The sequence below is a fragment of the Ralstonia sp. SET104 genome, assembly GCF_003851545.1.
In the GTDB taxonomy this organism is placed as follows: Bacteria; Pseudomonadota; Gammaproteobacteria; order Burkholderiales; family Burkholderiaceae; genus Ralstonia.
Genome location: NZ_BHVX01000002.1, coordinates 49976 through 65630, shown reverse-complemented (window position 1 = coordinate 65630; position 15655 = coordinate 49976). Strand labels below are relative to the sequence as shown.

15 protein-coding genes and 1 pseudogene are annotated in these 15655 nt (G+C 61.6%); 2 read left to right on the top strand and 14 right to left on the bottom strand.

Annotation, left to right across the window (positions count from 1 at the left end; genetic code table 11):
* Positions 1-5 precede the first annotated feature (5 nt).
* From PSUB009319_RS02905 to PSUB009319_RS02880, 6 genes are all read right to left on the bottom strand, one after another.
* On the bottom strand, positions 6-302 hold the full coding sequence (locus PSUB009319_RS02905) for a helix-turn-helix domain-containing protein (RefSeq protein WP_124380765.1): 297 nt from the start codon (positions 300-302) through the stop codon (positions 6-8).
* The gene (locus PSUB009319_RS02900; protein WP_124380764.1) at positions 302-523 is read right to left on the bottom strand and encodes a DNA-binding protein; all 222 of its coding nucleotides are present in this window, start codon (positions 521-523) and stop codon (positions 302-304) included. The genes PSUB009319_RS02905 and PSUB009319_RS02900 overlap by 1 nt, the downstream gene beginning before the upstream one ends.
* 191 nt (positions 524-714) lie before the next feature.
* Entirely contained in the window at positions 715-1167 is a 453-nt protein-coding gene (locus PSUB009319_RS02895) for a hypothetical protein (protein WP_124380763.1), read from the bottom strand.
* 103 nt (positions 1168-1270) lie between these two features.
* The gene (locus PSUB009319_RS02890) at positions 1271-1582 is read right to left on the bottom strand and encodes a HigA family addiction module antitoxin (RefSeq protein ID WP_124380762.1); all 312 of its coding nucleotides are present in this window, start codon (positions 1580-1582) and stop codon (positions 1271-1273) included.
* Positions 1583-1592: 10 nt separating this feature from the next.
* Positions 1593-1871, bottom strand: coding sequence for a type II toxin-antitoxin system RelE/ParE family toxin (locus PSUB009319_RS02885; protein WP_071507405.1), 279 nt, complete (start codon positions 1869-1871; stop codon positions 1593-1595).
* 92 nt (positions 1872-1963) lie between these two features.
* Positions 1964-3277 (bottom strand): integrase family protein, encoded by a 1314-nt coding sequence (locus PSUB009319_RS02880; RefSeq protein WP_124380761.1) that lies wholly within the window; start codon positions 3275-3277, stop codon positions 1964-1966.
* Positions 3278-3670: 393 nt separating this feature from the next.
* On the opposite strand from PSUB009319_RS02880, the gene PSUB009319_RS02870 reads away from it, so the two are divergent.
* Positions 3671-3874 carry a hypothetical protein gene (locus tag PSUB009319_RS02870; protein WP_185453408.1) on the top strand — a complete coding sequence of 68 codons (204 nt, stop codon included), beginning with the start codon at positions 3671-3673 and terminating at the stop codon, positions 3872-3874.
* Between the two features lie 241 nt (positions 3875-4115).
* Here PSUB009319_RS02870 and PSUB009319_RS02865 read toward each other — a convergent pair whose 3' ends face one another.
* The 8 genes and pseudogenes from PSUB009319_RS02865 to PSUB009319_RS02830 form a co-directional block, all read right to left on the bottom strand.
* Positions 4116-4652, bottom strand: coding sequence for a hypothetical protein (locus tag PSUB009319_RS02865; protein WP_124380760.1), 537 nt, complete (start codon positions 4650-4652; stop codon positions 4116-4118).
* Positions 4653-4763: 111 nt separating this feature from the next.
* Complete coding sequence (locus PSUB009319_RS02860) at positions 4764-6497, bottom strand: hypothetical protein (RefSeq protein ID WP_124380759.1); 1734 nt, start codon at positions 6495-6497, stop codon at positions 4764-4766.
* A 697-nt stretch (positions 6498-7194) separates the two neighbouring features.
* A pseudogene (locus tag PSUB009319_RS02855) lies at positions 7195-8296 on the bottom strand (TIM-barrel domain-containing protein); the annotation flags it as partial.
* 42 nt (positions 8297-8338) lie between these two features.
* Positions 8339-9046: a response regulator transcription factor gene (locus PSUB009319_RS02850; protein ID WP_124380758.1), complete on the bottom strand. Its 708-nt coding sequence runs from the start codon at positions 9044-9046 to the stop codon at positions 8339-8341.
* Positions 9047-9080: 34 nt separating this feature from the next.
* Positions 9081-9281, bottom strand: coding sequence for a hypothetical protein (locus PSUB009319_RS22850; protein ID WP_185453407.1), 201 nt, complete (start codon positions 9279-9281; stop codon positions 9081-9083).
* A gap of 177 nt (positions 9282-9458) precedes the next feature.
* A complete protein-coding gene (locus tag PSUB009319_RS02840) occupies positions 9459-11792 on the bottom strand; it encodes a CHASE2 domain-containing protein (RefSeq protein ID WP_124380757.1) in 2334 nt (777 codons plus the stop codon).
* Entirely contained in the window at positions 11785-13464 is a 1680-nt protein-coding gene (locus PSUB009319_RS02835) for a FecR domain-containing protein (RefSeq protein WP_124380756.1), read from the bottom strand. The genes PSUB009319_RS02840 and PSUB009319_RS02835 overlap by 8 nt, the downstream gene beginning before the upstream one ends.
* Positions 13448-14161, bottom strand: a complete 714-nt coding sequence (locus tag PSUB009319_RS02830; protein WP_124380755.1) for a response regulator transcription factor — start codon at positions 14159-14161, stop codon at positions 13448-13450. The genes PSUB009319_RS02835 and PSUB009319_RS02830 overlap by 17 nt, the downstream gene beginning before the upstream one ends.
* Before the next feature lie 905 nt (positions 14162-15066).
* Here PSUB009319_RS02830 and PSUB009319_RS02825 point away from each other — a divergent pair.
* Complete coding sequence (locus tag PSUB009319_RS02825; protein ID WP_124380754.1) at positions 15067-15369, top strand: hypothetical protein; 303 nt, start codon at positions 15067-15069, stop codon at positions 15367-15369.
* The last annotated feature ends 286 nt before the right edge of the window (positions 15370-15655 follow it).

Here is a 15655-nt window from a genome sequence, read left to right as displayed (position 1 = left end):
CCCCCTTACGCCATCGAGGAACCATGCGTGGGCATCAAAGCGTATCGCGCGACACGATGCATGCGGCCCGCCTGGGTTGCCTCCTGCACCCAGTACAACGCGATGTCGTAGCCTTCGCGGTGCCGAAGCTCGAAAACCCGCGCAGCAGGCATCAGAATATCGAGGTCGCGCCGCGCCTCGATGGTTGTCACGGGACCGCGCCGCAGAGCGGCCAGCAGTCTGGCGCGCTGCGCCTCGGTCGAGTTAAAATCACCGCGTTCGTTGGCGCTCGATTGGCTCTTGTCGGTCGGGCGTTTTTTCATTATTGCCCCCCGTTCAGCAGCTTCGCCAAGTCGACAACGCGCCAGGCCAATCGACCATGGATGCGAACGGGGCGGATAGGGCCGTTCTCAAGGCAGGCCCATTTGCGCATCGTCTGGTCCTTGCGGTTCAGAACAGTGGCGGCTTCATTGGTAGGCAGGGCGTCACGCCCGCGTGCGATGGCAGCGAGTCCGGGCGGGATGGGTTGAACCAGGTTGTTCATATCAACGTCCAATTTCGGGCCGCGCGCGGCGGGTCCTGGTACGCTGATAACGTGCTGAGTTCGTTTCAACGCTCCAAGATTCCGCCCCAATCGGCTTTAAATCTCAGCGTTGATATAGGTTCGTACTTCTGCAGCGGGGAAAAATTGGGCCGATTAAATATCCGCTTCGACCCTTGCCAGTCCTTCAGCGGTCAGCATTCCTCGCGCCATTTCTTCAATAGCTTGCGGACCTCGGTGTAGGCCGTTTCAAGCATTGCATTCGCGCGAGACTCCCGGAGCTCGCCGTTTCGTTCCCCTCGCTGGTCTGGCGGGGCGGCATTGTGCCGCCGTATCGCCTCCACCAACTCCTCGCGCACGGCCTCTTTCATTGCGAGCGGTCGACCGTCTGCGTCTGCCTGTTCCATGCGCTGCTTTACCTGCCATGCGAGCGCCGCATAGTTCGACTTTTGGGAGACCGTCACCTTGCCATCTTTGCCCATGACAAATGCGGCATCGTCGTGGCGCGGCCGGCCTCGCTTGGCGGGCGTCCGGTCAGTGCGGTCGAGCCTCGATGCAAGCTCGATTGCCGCTTGTTTCCACTGCGCCTTCGTCCAAGCCGATTGCGGACGCCCGAACCTTGCCGCAAATTCGTCCAGTGCAGCCATGGCACCCCTTCACGTGCAAACCTTCGCATGGGAGCCCCTGCCAGGCCGGTGAAGGTCTCCGGCTTTTCGCCCGCTAAAGCTAGGCAGGGCAGAACGGTTACGGTCAGACGGCCTCGACTTCCTCGGGGGCGCGCTCCACGTGAGATACCCCACTCTGGCGGGCAAGCCACAAGTCATACGAGGCCTGCTCAGCTAGCCAGACATCCGCCGACCCGCCGCGCTCGACTCCGAGCCACGCCTCGATGCGCAGCGCCATTTCGGGCGAGATGGCGGCGTGCTCGTTCAGCACACGCGAGAGGGCAACGCGAGTCACGCCAAGTTGGCGGGCCGCTTCCGTGACTGACAGTCCAAGCGCAGGCAGCACATCCTCGCGCAACGTGGCGCCAGGGTGCGGGGGGTTATGCATTCGCGTCATGGTCGTTCTCTCAGTGGTAATCCTGGTAATTCACAATCTCGGCATCCTCGCCGTCAAAGCGGAAGGTCAGGCGCCAGTTGCCGCTGACCCACACGGCCCAATGCTCCGCCAACTCCCCGCTGAGCGGGTGCAGCTTCCAGCCAGGGACATTCATGTCCTGCGGCTTTGCCGCAACGTCCAACCGTGCCAATTGCCGCCGCAGCTTGTCGGCGTGGTTCGCCCGGATGCCCGCCTTGCTGCCCGTGGTAAAGAATTTCTCCAAACCCTTGTGGGCAAAGCTCTTTATCATGATTGTATAGCGTAACTTTACGGGTTACAAGATTGTAGCAGACCACCGCGCGCCAAGCCGACTCGGCCTGACGCTGGGCATGCCGGACAGGGTCATGCAGCCAGCAAGGGGGCGACATTCGACTGCGCCGGACTGTCCAGCAGGGCAAATAGCACCTCCAGGGCGTGCCGCTTCTCGTCCATGTACTCATGGCCGTCGTAGTGCCGGTCCTGCACGCCGGTGATGCCATGGGACTGCAGGCGGCCGCGCACGTCCTTCGAAATGCGGGCGGCAGCCAAGGCGGTTTCCACCCCGGAGCGGATGCGCTTGGCCTGGAAACCGGCGATGGCGGCCGGCGCCGCCTCCTTGGCCCAACCCGATAACGTGAGGGAGGCAATGTGCGTAGTGCCTCCGGTCGTGCTCAGCGCATACTCACCGCTCGACTGCAGCTCACGCAGGGCCTCAGCGGCCAGCGGAATCAGGGGCACGCTGTGCGGGCGCGGCGGTTTGCCGGGACGCCCCTTGCCGTCGTATAGGGTGATTTCGGTGTCCGTCACCTTCGCGGTCTTCAGTCTCAGCAACTGCTCAATGCGCTGACCGCCGGTCAGCAGGTGCAGGCGCAACACCGCGCCCCGCATGCCCTCCAGGGGTTTGATGGCCTGCCAGTAGCTGCGCAACTCCTGCAGGCTAAGCGGGTTCTTGTCGGGTTGGTTGGCCGCTTCGTCTGGGACCGTGGCCGCTGCGGGATTGCTCGTCACACCATAGCCGTGGAAGCACAGCGGAGTCTTCGGGTTGGACGAGGCCGTGATGGCGACCTGGAACGCGGCCATCATGAAGCTGCGCAGCTTGTTGGCCGTGCGGCTGTGGCCCTTCTCCATGGCCTTGCGCATGAACATAGCCACCTCGTGGTGAGTGACGATGCAGGCGGCCATCTTGCTGGCTTTCGGCCAAGGCGTGAAAACGTGGTTCTTGAAGATGCTGCGCGCGTCGCGGTGTGACGGCTTGCCCTGCTGCTCAAGGTAGTCGGCATAGTCGGTCAGCAGACGGTGCAGGGTGAAATGCTCGGCACGCTTGCGCGCGTCGCGCTGGCGGCGCTCCGCCTCGATGGCTTCGCGCAACTCCTCCCGAGGGTCGATGCCGCAGTCGACGGTGACGGACAGCCGGCGCGCTTCCGCGCGGGCCGCTTCGATGCTCCACGACTGCACGGCCCCAATGGTGGTGCGGATGGTCTGGCCGCGCAGCTTGGCCTCGAACACGAACGACTTCGCGCCCGCCATCGTGACGCGCACGCGCAGCGAGGGCGCCTCGCTGTCGCGCAAAAACGCCTGGTCCTTGCCGTCCGGGCACTTCAGGCGCTCGATGTGCCCCACGGTGAGGGCGACCCGCTGGCTCAGGTCGGGGGTTTGGTCCTTCTTCGGTCTGGCCACGGCGCCACTCCTTTTCTAAAGCGGCGGCTCCATGTAGCCGCCATGTAGCCAGTCTACCTGAATTTAGCGGAATTTTAGTCAACGAGAGCGAGGCCTTTTCAATGGCTAAGCCACTGATTTACAAGGGAATGTGCATTGAAAATCAACGGTGGGGAATGTTGCGAAATGCCGCGACTGTCGGACTCTTAATCCGTAGGTCGAGTGTTCGAGTCACTCACGCCCCACCACCCTCCCTGAGGGTAAGAAAATCAAGCACTTGCGAGCAATCGCCGGTGCTTTTTTTTCGTCCCTAGCGAGGGGGCGCAATGCCGAAACTGTACCCTTTGCCGGAATTTTGCCGGAACGGAGAATCGGGCCAAGCGAAACATCAACCTTTCGCATGGAGTCTCCGGAATGGCATACATCAGCCAACGCGGCGCCTACTGGCGCGCCGAAGTTCGCAAGCGCGGACACAAGCCCATCTACCGCACGTTCGACACGCGACAACAAGCCCAGCAGTGGGCTGAACGCACGGAAGCCGAAATCACCATCGGCACCTACGTTGATCGGACAGAAACTGAGCGGACACGCACCGTTGAGTCCGCGTCCCTCAAATAACGCGCGCAGGGCCACCCTTGTTCAGCGGAGCGCGGTCGGACACCGACGCCTTACTACTGCTTAGCAGGACATCAATCTGAATACCCGGCGGGATTTTCACGGCACCACGCAGTGCCTCGGTCATGCACTGGCGTTGAGACGCCGCATCTTCGGGCGGAAACTCCAGTTGGCCGTATGCCGACGTCGAACGTTCCCCGCAAGGATGTGGAACCTTCGGGGAACCCCCCTTCAAGACGGCCCGTTACGCCGTAGCAGGTGGTTTCGTTTTTGCCCTCTTGGGGGTGCGCTTTACCGCCGGCGCCGACGGCTGCGCCTTGACTTCGACTTGCGCGCGCAAGGCGGCCACGAGGAGCGTGAAGATTTCTCGGTGCTCCAGCATCTGGGCACGATTGAGGAGAGAAAGCATGTTGAGTTTCTCGCTGCCGGGCGCCTTCCGAACCTCATCGAGATAGCTCAAGCGATAGAACGAGGTGCACAGCCACTTATACGACCCGTCATCGCCAAAGGAATCCCATATCGCATCCAGGTCGTAGGCGTCCCATTCAGACTCGTCGCACCCCACCAGTTCCTCGAGGTAATAGTGGATGGTGTCGTACTTGAAATTGTCCGGGTCATCAAACCCACGGGCATCGTGGATCTTTCGAATCGTAGCGCTCATCCACTGTGGGTCGCTGTCAGCCAGCGGCACGATTGCTCCGCTCTTGCCTGTCTTACTGACCAAGACGGCAGACATGGCCTGGGCTGCGGCCTTCGCGGTCGGGTACTTGGTGGTGCTCATGGCAGCGATACCTCCGTGCTCTGGTGGCGCAATGCGCCAGCAGCCGATGGGTCGAGAACATGCTGATCGGCATCGTGCGCTGCATAAGCGCAGCACACGATGCTCGGTCAATCACACCTTGGTAATTTTCGGAAACGCCAGCGAAGCCAGATCGCCATACGAGCCCGAACGGGGGCCGCCGTCATACACAAGCTCCATACTTCCCGGGTTGTCCAGACGGAAGCGCGAGATAAAGCGGCGTGACCACCTTGAGCCATATTTCGCGAAACGCCCCAGCCCTTGCCGCGGTGGCTGCTCAGTTTCCACGACACCACCGCACAGATACACCGTGCCTTGCGCATCAAAGGCAATACCGATGTAGCGCGTATGCCCCGGGAGCTGCACCGGGGGAACTCGGTACAGATGGCGCGCTTTCCACTCGGTGAGGGAGCGCGTGTCCTCCACAACCCAGATATCACCAAGGGCGGCAATGAAATAAGCACGGTCATTGCCATCGAACACCAGATCGGCCACGAACTGTGCATCGCCCTTTCCGAAAGGCACGGGCCCACCGCCTTCCAACCTGACGGTCAGACGCCCCGGTTGAATCTGCGCATTGGGTGATGGGTCGTGCTTGAAGTAGGCAATGGATGGGCTCTGCGTATGCAACATGAATCCCATGTTGTCTTGCCGGAAAGCAAACCCGTCGATGTACGCCCATCCAGCGGGCTTTGAAAGGGACGAGAGCTTTTGCGGCGCCCCGCCTTCCCGCATGCGGACTACGTCCGTGTTGTTCTGGACGTAGTAATGCCAGCCATCCGATGTAATGGCGTTGCTCTGTCCCATGGCACTGCTGTTATCCACCACCTTGCGCTTGACTGCGCCGGTTTTGGCTTCGTGGATGTAGATATCGCTGTTGTCGTCGTAGTTATTGGCGGCCCACCATATCGGGTCACTCAGCACGATCGCGTAGAGATCATCATTCACGCTGATGGGCTCTTTCTTCTCGGGCGGCGGAGCGACGGGCGGCTCTTTTGCTGCGGGCGGTTCTTTTTTCGGTGGCGTTTCAGGCTTGTCGCAGTCTTTGCAGGGCACATCCTCTGCACTGCCAGGCGTTGTGCGGCTGCCGCAAATCACCTTCTCGAGCAGCGCCTGAAAACCGCCCAATGCGTCCTTGTCGGTAAACGACTGACCACCTGTTCCACTGGCTACGCGTGCAAGTTCCGATTCGAGCTTCTTGCGCTCCGCGGCCTTGACCTTGCTGGTACCGAGGTAGGTACCCTTCTTGTCATCCTTGAACCACCCCTCGACGCCCAAATACGTCACGCGCAAGTCCGACGGGCACGTGCTTTTGGCGGTCTCGATCGCCAGTTCTACGGCATCGCTCAGGCACTGGGCCTCGTCCAGCATCGAATAGCTGGTGTCGATCAGCACCACAAGATCGACCGCCGGCACGATCAACTCGCCCTCCGGCACGATGTTCTCGCGGGGGAATGCCACGGTGCGGCCCTGATTGGTGAAATCGCCAGCAGCGCCACGATGTGCGGAAACGTTCCCCGCTCGCTCCTTAGACACAACCTCTACCGCAATACCGATCTGTCCGGCGCGCTCGGCCTCAAACGAGAAACGCGCCGTGCCATCCGTACTGAATGTGAGTGCTTTCAGGTCAAGCGGCCCAAGTGTTCCCACCACCGAGTCGTGGTACCAAAAATTCTCGACCTTGACGGAACCCGCGGCCCCATCGGAGGGGTGCGACAAAGTGACGGCGCCAGGCGTCCCGCGATAGCTGAAGCAACCTCGACCGAATTCGGTCCCATCAGCGTTGCTCACCGTAAATATTTGCCCGATGATAACTGGATTGGTCATACCACGATCTCCATGTATTTACGTACCCCCCAAAGCATTTATTTTTTAAAAAGACTCACCCCTTCGTCATCGCAACGAAGAAAATGAAAAAATCAGAATTTCCTGATTATTAATCGCAAAGCCGAGCGAACGCGTGCCACGCGCTTAATCTGGCCATCGACTAATCATCAAAAACAAATTGAACGTCACCGGACCGACAGCAAAGAGTGCCGGCATTTCCGCTAGAAAGGCCGTCGGCGGCGGACGCGAGGATGTCGGCTGTGCAGGATGCTCGAACCGAGAAAGTACCGAATTTGCAAGCCAGACAAGGCGCCTGGCAGATTGACCTCGAAAACGAGGGGCGTAACGGTAAGGGACTGCATGGCAATACGATTCCAAGTCAAGACTTCTGACGGCGCAAATGATGGATTATCAAACTGTCACACCATCATTGCGACTCACTGCCCTAGCAGTATTTGCGAATGTTTGCCTCATAGCAAATTCGACGTGTTTCTATCTCAATTCAATCAACTCATACGTTACATGTTTCGCGCCGCACAATAATCAGTATCATCCGCGCAAAAATTCTCCAAAACCACAGAAAAAAGAAAGGCCCGCATTATCCGGGCCTGATTCAGTGCGTAGCGCATATCGTCAGCTATTTCAGGCGTCTCCTATCCGCAGTTGCATGTGCAAGCGCAGCATCTCGCCAGGTTCCAATGCGCGCAGGCCTGTTCCCTTCCACCCCTGCGCCGCTCCAGTACGACACCCACCGCGCGCCGGCTGGCAGGTAGACCTTGCGAGCGGTCTCGCCCTCTTCCACCGTGGGCACCACCAGCAGCAACGTGCCGAGCATCATGTCATCGCACTCGGCGCACATAACGCAGCATGCCAACGCCGCCCGAGCGCGACACGAGGAACGGCCGGCGCTGCGGCGCAAACTCGAGCTGTGCTTCGCGCGAGGCGCGCATCATCAGCATGGTGTGCAGCACCTTGGCTTCACGAATGGGCGCCTTCTTGCCGAAGCCGTGGGCGAACGCATTGGGCGTCCAAACCTCGAACTCGTTGTTGTCGTTCCAGGTTGACGCCATACCGTAGTCGAGCAGTGCGCTCTTCACGTTGGCCTTCCACCAGTCGAGCGTTTTTGGGTTAGTGAAGTCGAGATATGCGCCCACTTCTTCCTAGAACTGCACCCAGGCCGGTTCACCCTTGGCATCGCAGATCAGCAGACCAGCGGCCTTAGCCTCTTCAAACTTCGGATGGTCCCGCAGCAGACACGGCTTGATGCTGGGACACAGGCGAATGCCCGCACCCAGATAGCTTTGAACAAAACCGCGCGCATCGGGAAACTTGTCGGTGTTCCAGTTGAAGACGTAGCGCTTGGGGCCAATCGACGTGTAGCCCGACGGCAAGTGGAACGAGTCGCACAGGATGTCGTGCTCGCGGCGCCCCTTGATGAACTCGGCCATCTGTTCCTGCGCGTTGGGCGCGTCGGTGTACGTCATGATCGAGCCGGAATAGCCCAGGCCCCACCTCGGCATCCGCGCCGGGCGGCCGGTCAGCCACGTGAAGCGGCGCGTGGCATCGAGCGGCGTGTCGGGCGACGCGATGAAGTAGTAGTCGAGATCACCGTGCGGCGCGACGAAGTAGCGGTAGTGGCCGTGGTGGTTGTCCAGCTCACGGCCCATATCGAAGCTGCAGCCGGACAGCGTGTCGTAGAACGGAATGTGCTTGTACAGCGGATCGGTGGTGCGCGCGCTGTAGCCCATCGCGTCGATGTTGCGCATCTCGTAGCGCTGATGCGCGCGATTCATGTCACCTACAGAGCAATTGCATGCCAGTGGCTCCGTAAGCTGAGGCTGTCAGTGCGTTGCGACCGAATCCATCACGCGCTCAAGGCAAAAGCCTTGCCCATAGATTGCGCGCAGCCTCAGGCCGTTCTCCGCGCCCAGCAGCAGCTTCTTGCGCAGGCGCGAGACATGCGTATCCAGCGTGCGCGAGTACGGGCTCAGTTCGCGGCCCCACAGTGCCAGTTCAATATCGGTGCGTGAGAGCAGGCGCCCCGCATTCGCGAACAGCAGCAGCGCCAGCTCAAACTCCCGTGCATGCACCGATACCGATACATCGCGCAAGCGTATGGAGCGGTTGTGTCGATCCAGTGTGTACGGCCCCAGGCGGATCTCGGAAGCACGTACCGCGCGGCTTACGGCAAAACGGCGAATCAACGCATCGAGCCGAGCAAGCAATTCAGGTGCGCGGATCTCACCCTGAAAGCACAGGTCTGCGCCATGATTGAGGGCGTCGGCGGTCTCGGTATCGGCTTGGCCGTCGGCGAGGTAGATGATCGCCATACCGGGGCCCACGCGCTCACGAACGGTTCGCACCAGCGACAGTCCAGGCATGTCGTGCGCATGCGCGCCCACCATCAACAAGTTGATGCCGTGCAGATCAATTGCTTCAAAAACTTGACGAGAGAGAAACAGCGGCACGCATTCAAAGCGCGTGGGCTGCAGCGCGGAGTGGATCGCCTGCTGGCGAGCAAGATGCGTGTCGATCAGACCGATTTTCATGGCTCGGTTTCGTAGGTGGCTGCGTGCGGCACGATCAATCGATGGTGCGACGATGGCGTTGTGCACTGCCGTCGTTGCGACCGCCGCCGCGCCGTATGGATAGATGCTGACCCGCCAGCCAGAGGCGCTCGCCCTGCAGCGTGATCCCGTCGCCATGCAGGGCCTGATGCAACTGCGTGCAAACGCGTTCGTAATCGCATTCGCTCGAAACATCGGCTGCAGCCTGGCTCAACATACGTGGCGCCTCGGGGGTGTCTGTGCTCGATTTTTCCCAGGTGCCGCCGTCTCTCGACCGGTGTGTCACCGGCGCATGCTGTGCGGGTCAGCCAACGAATTGTAGGGCCGCCGCAGTGCAGGAATGCAAATGATTGAAAAGGAAATGTGGCGAAGGCCACACGAGACCACGATGGCCTCAGGTGTCGTGGCGATGCGTACCGCGCGGCAGCCAGAGCGTGAAGGTGGAACCCAACCCTGGCGTGCTCTGGACGGCAATGCGGCCGCCATGCCGGTCGACCACCGTCTTCACAAACACCAGACCCAGCCCGCTGCCCGAGGGCGCATTGGCTGCGCCTTCGTGCAAACGATGGAACGGCTGGAACAACCGCGGCTGATCGGCCAGCGCAATGCCCGCACCCTGGTCGGCCACAGCCACCGAGAACATCGCCTCGTCCCGCTCTACCGACACCGTCACTACAGAACCGGCCGAACTGAACTTGATAGCGTTGTTGAGCAGGTTCACCAGTGCGCGTACCAGCAAGCGTGGCTCGCCCCGCACGGCCGCTTCAATGTCAGCCACCACGCGCACTTCCACCTGATGACGATTTGCCAGCGGCCAGACCTCGTCGGCGGCATCGAGCACCAGGCCCACCAGATCCACGTCTACCAGCTTGAGCGTCTGCGATTCCGCACGTGCCAGGTCGATGAACGCATCAGCCAGCTCCAGCGTGCGCGACGATAGCTGACCAATGCGAGAGAGCAACACCTCGCGATCCAGCGCGCGTGAAGCGTCGCGCTGCAACTCGATCAACGCAAGGATGGCGCTCTGCGGCGAGCGCATGTCGTGCGAGATGAAGCGCAGCGCTTCTTCACGGTGGCGCTCTGCCTGACGCACCGGGGTGATGTCGACAAAGCTGACGATGATGTCGACGGGGTGGCCTGCGTCGTCGCGCAACGCCGCAGCGTGCATCAACATCGAGCGGCCGTCGTACGTACGCAGTTCGACAGGTTCAAGCCCGGTGGGGTCCGCCAGCCAGCGTGTCCAGTAGTGCTCCCCTGTGGCCGGGTCAGGAAATGCGCGCGCCAACAGCATCGACAGGTCACGCAGCGCGGCGGCGCGATTCTGGCCAGGCGTCTGCAACTGGCCAGCCAAGTCTGCACTACGGCCATTCGCCAGGCGGATCGTGCCGTCACGCGTGCAGACGACGGTTGCATCGGGCAGGCTCTCCAGCGCATCGGCCAGAAAGCGGCGCAGACCCCGAAGCTTGTCGGTGAGCGAAGCGACGGTATCCATGTGGGCACCCAGCGTGCGGCCGGTCCGGGCCAGCGGCGCGGTATCCGCCAACACGCCGGGCTCGCGTGCCAGACGCTGCATCTCGTCGCGCAGAAAACGCAGCGCGGCTTCCTGCTGGCGCCAGCTCCACAACGGGTACAACACCAGCGGGCCAACCAGCGCGGCAAACGGCGGTAACCAGCGATTGCCAAACACCAGCGCGCCAATCGCGCCCAACAGCAGTAGCACCACGCCCGCCAGCGACACGGCGAGCGCCATGCGCGGCGTGAGCCAACGCACGGCCAATGCCGCCATCAGCAGGGGCAACAGCGTCATCGCCCAAAACACGCCCGGCGGCACCGGCAGAATGGCGTTGCCATCAAGCAGCGTCTGCGTGGCGTTGGCCAGCACTTCCACGCCGCTCATCGTGCGCGACGGCGGCGTCGCAAAAATATCGGACACGCCCGAGGCTGTGGCCCCGATCAGCACCAGCTTGCCGGCAAACGCCTCGGGCGATACACGGCCGTTCAGCACGTCCAGCGCCGGCACATGCCGGTACGTACCAGCCGGTCCGGCAAAATTCAGGCGGATAGGTGCCCGACGCGTCCAACCGTCCGCGTCGGTTTCCACATCAGCCAACGCTGGCATGGAGGCCGGCGAGCGCAATGCCTCCCGCGCTAGCTGCACCGCAAGATGGTCGAGCACGTGCGCGCGCGGCCCCTCGGCCAGATACACGCCGCGCACCACGCTGTCCGCATCGGGGGCGGCGTTGATGTGCGTGACGGAGGCCTTGATACCAAGGAACGGATAGTGATACACACGCCCCTGCTGCGTGCGCTCCGGCAACGCGGGCAGAATAACGTGCGTGGCCTGCTCGATGGCGGCCGTCAGCGCGCGGTCGCCATCGGGGTGCGCGAGATCGGGCTCGATCAGCAGAATGTCGATGCCGATAGCACGGGGCCGCGCCTGACCCACGCGTGCGATCAGATCCGCCAGCCTGCCGCGTGGCCACGGCCAGCGCCCCACCGCGTCAAGGCTCTGGTCATCAATGGCAACAATGACGATATCGTCGCGCGGCGCATGCCCGTGCAGCGTAACCACCGCGTCGTACAGCGCTGCATCAAGCCGCGCGACGACGCTCCAGCGCACTGCACCCAATGTCAGCAACGCAGCGAGCGCCACCAGTACACCCCACTCCACCAGCGCGCGCAGCCCTAGGCGGTGCACGGCCGACTTGGCAGATGCGGGTTCAGTCATTGAGGAGGAGATTGCCGTCGCCGCTCTGCACCGGGCTGCGCGCGGAATCGCCGACGAAGGCACCGACGTCGATGCGCTGCGGCTTGGCATAAACCACCGATGCCGCATCGCCCAGATCCACACCGGTGCGGATGTAGTACACGCCAGCCTGTGGCCGCGCAATGGTGGCCTCGTTACCCTCACTCACGATGTCGGCGATGGGCTTGGCGAAGGTTGTGTCGCTCGCCAGTTGCACGCGCGTGCGCGCACCGGATGCTGCCAGATCGGGCGACAGCGCTGACCAGTGCGCGTGCAGCTTGCCGTCACTGCCGGCATCAACGGCAGCGGTCGGCACGGCATCAGGTGGAATGTCGAGCACGCGAAAACGCAGCGCATCGCTCCACGGGCCGGTCTTGCCGTCCGCGGCCACCGAGCGCACGCGCCACCACCACGTGCCGGCGGTCAACGGCCTGGTCAGGCGTACGTCCTTGCCATGCTGTTGAACGACTGGCGAGGCAAAGGTTTCTGCGCCGGCCACCTCCGTGTCATAGCTGCCGGCATCGGACACGACGGCCCACGCGAACGCAACATCGCCGCTGCGATAGGTTCTGCCGCTGGCAGGCTGGATCGTGTATGGCGCTTCCGGATGCAGGCGCACAGTGAACGGCCGCGTGGCAGATTCACTCGTCAGCCCGAGTGCGTCAATGCTCTGCACGACCAGCGTGTAGTCGCCATCCTCATCGCCGCAGAGGTTTGCTGCAGGCGTCTTGATCGATTGATAGCCACCGAGTTCGGTCAGCGCGGCATCCCGCGCCACGGCAGCGCGGTACCCGACAGCGCCCTTGACCGGCTGCCACGTCACGCGCAGGCACGGCGTCTGCACAAGCTCGGGAAAAGCGTCCAGCCTGGGCGCCGCCGGTAGCGCCGCACGCCTGAGGTGTCCGCCCGATGCCTGCACGCCGAAGCCCGCCTTGACTGCTTGCCTCTGACGACCGGCGCTCGTGGCTACCTCACCTTCGAGCACTGAACTCGTCGACATCGATTCACTGGCCTGCACCCGGAAACGCGTACCACGCACGCCCGTCACCAGCGCCGGCGTGGAGATCTCATAACGGCCCACACCGCTCTTCTTTGGCGAGACATTGGATTCTGCCTCGCCCTGCTTCACGTGTACGCGAACGTCGACCAACCCAGTACGGGCAAACGCCCGCACACGCGACAGCGCCACGTGGCTGCCCGGTGGCACCGTCACACGCGTGCCGTCATCAAAGGCGAGCGTAATGGCGCCTTTGTCGCCCGTGTCGATCTGTGCGTCTTCTGCGAGCTTCATGCCCGCTTGCAGCGGCTTGCCGCTGGTGGTCGCATCGCGCGCAAACATCACCTGCGCCATAGTCGGCACCACCGGAATGCGATCAAACGGAATACGCAGGAGCGAACCGGGCTTCAGCCGATACGGATCGGCCACATGGTTGCGTTGCTGCAGCAGGTGCCACCCTTCGACGCTGTCCATGTAGCGACTGGCCAGGTTGATGAGCGTGTCACCCTCGCGCACACGATAGAGAAAATCTGTGCCGGCGGCGCCAGATGGCTGTGCCATGGCCGTCTGCCACACGCCGCCAAAAAGAACGAACGCGCCGACAAACGCGGCGCGCCCAATTGAATCACCCCAACGTGCGTCAGCTTGCTTCGCCATCTTCCTGTGTGGTTTCGAGCCGATAGCCATGCGAATACACCGACACCAGCCGCACGCCATTCTTCTGATTGAGATCAAGTTTGAGCCGCAGCTTGGAGATATGCGTGGCCAGCGTGCGGGAATCCGGGCCGATGCTGCGGCCCCAGACCGCCTGCTCGATCAGCTCACGCGGCACCAGTTTGCCGACATTGCGGAACAGATACAGCCCCAGATCAAACTCGCGCGGCGACAGCTCGACCTGCGAGCCGTTCAACGTCAACACGCGGCCAACGGGGTCCACCGCATACGGGCCTACGCGAATGCGCTCGAGCGACTCGCTCGTGCGCGGCGCTGCACGGCGCAGCAGGGCACCGACGCGTGCCACCAGCTCGGCGCGGCGCACCGGCTTGATGACGTAGTCGTCCGCACCGGCGGCCAGGCCGCGCACTACGTCGTCTTCGAGCGAACGGTTGGTCAGGAACAGCACCGGCAACGCCGGGCCGACCGTCTGCCGCACCCAGCTCACGAGTTGGATGCCGCTGATATCGGGCAACTGCCAGTCGAGCAGCAGCAGATCGAACGTGCGATCCCGCAGCGCCTTGACGAAGGCATCCCCATTACTGAAACACTCGCATTCGTACCCGGACGAAACCAGGATCTCGCGAATCAAATCCGATTGCGCCTGGTTGTCTTCTACCGAGGCAATTCGTATCGCCATCTGGACTGCCCTTTCCCCGTATCGGGTCCGGCCATCGCTATGCGGGATGCCGGCTCACTTCCTTTGTCGTTGTGGTCGGGGTCCCGGACCGGCGCATCGTTGTTCGATCCACCAGCCACCAGCAGCGACTGGCGCGGCACCCGCTCCCCGCGCAAGACCTTACCTACGCCCAGCCAGCATGTGCCGCCCGCCGACTTGAGCCCAACTCATCCTAAAAGGCCGCCCCCGTTGCATTGCAAACAATTGTGAAAAGATAAGCTTAGAGGCAAAATTTTATGGCGTTCTATCATTTTTCATCACGCCAGTACAAGCCACGATTACCGAGGAAGTATAGGAGCCAGCCAGCGGGCAGATCTACCGAGCATAGACCCGCCCTGGATTCTCACCGGCAACCCTTCTGCTGACGCTCGTGTTTGCGGGTCCAAGCCACGGTTACCGGCCAAAACCTGATGCCGCCCCCCATGCATCATTAAGCGCAAAGTCACATGCCAGTACTTCAAGCAATGGTTGGGCGAAGTCAACGTTGAATATGCTGGCCGCTGCGCAAACGTCCTGCATGACAACCCACCCCGCGGCACCGGGAAACAGGAAGCTATTGTCTCGGCCGAAAGCCCGCTGGCAAGACAATCACGGCACATCTCCCACATCTATGGTTTCAAAATAGGACCACATGGGTCTGAGCACGCCCGTTTTTCCATGCAACCATTTAGGCAATGCGGTCACTTAACATCAGCGCCCTGCCAACAACCGTCATTTCGCGGGTCGAGTACAAATTTTTTAGCTTTCATAATTGCCGTGTACCATGCACTTGATCATCAAACCGAATCGATTATTCACAGCATATTGATCTTCATCAAAATAAATCGACCTCGATTGTCAATCAATACATCACCATCATGCGAATCATGCGTCTACTTGCCGGTCTGCTGATCTCTGCCTTGTTTGCGGCTTGCTCGACCTCAGAGGCCACCCCGGACATTACGCTGAAGGGCACGTTAAGCCAGGTGGGAAATACGCCCTTCCAATATCTCGCAGTGCGCACCGAGGACGGGGGCCTATGGAAACTCGATGTGGCGGACCCGCAGGCGCTGCTGCCGCTGGTCAACCAAGCGGTGCTCGTCTCGGGTGCGCCGGAAGCTCCCCACGCTTCGGGTTCTTTTCCGGAACGCACGCTGCACGTTCACAGCATCAGACCGTTCAAGCCCTGATCGCCCTGCGTTACCCCCCCCACGCCGTCGTTCTGCGTCATTCATGCAACAGAACAACGATGGTGGCCACAACCCCTCGGGAGGACTGACAGCACATATCCGGGATGGCGACAGCCAGCCCCATAGGCAACTGCAGCGAATACAAAAATAATAAATACTGAATTAAGCAGGATTATCTGCTTCACAATTACCACACAGTTGAATTCAGGGTCAACCACCTAACCCTAGGGTTGCCCCCAACCCCGACATAACCAAACATACGCTTCCGCAAGGTCGCCACAATGCG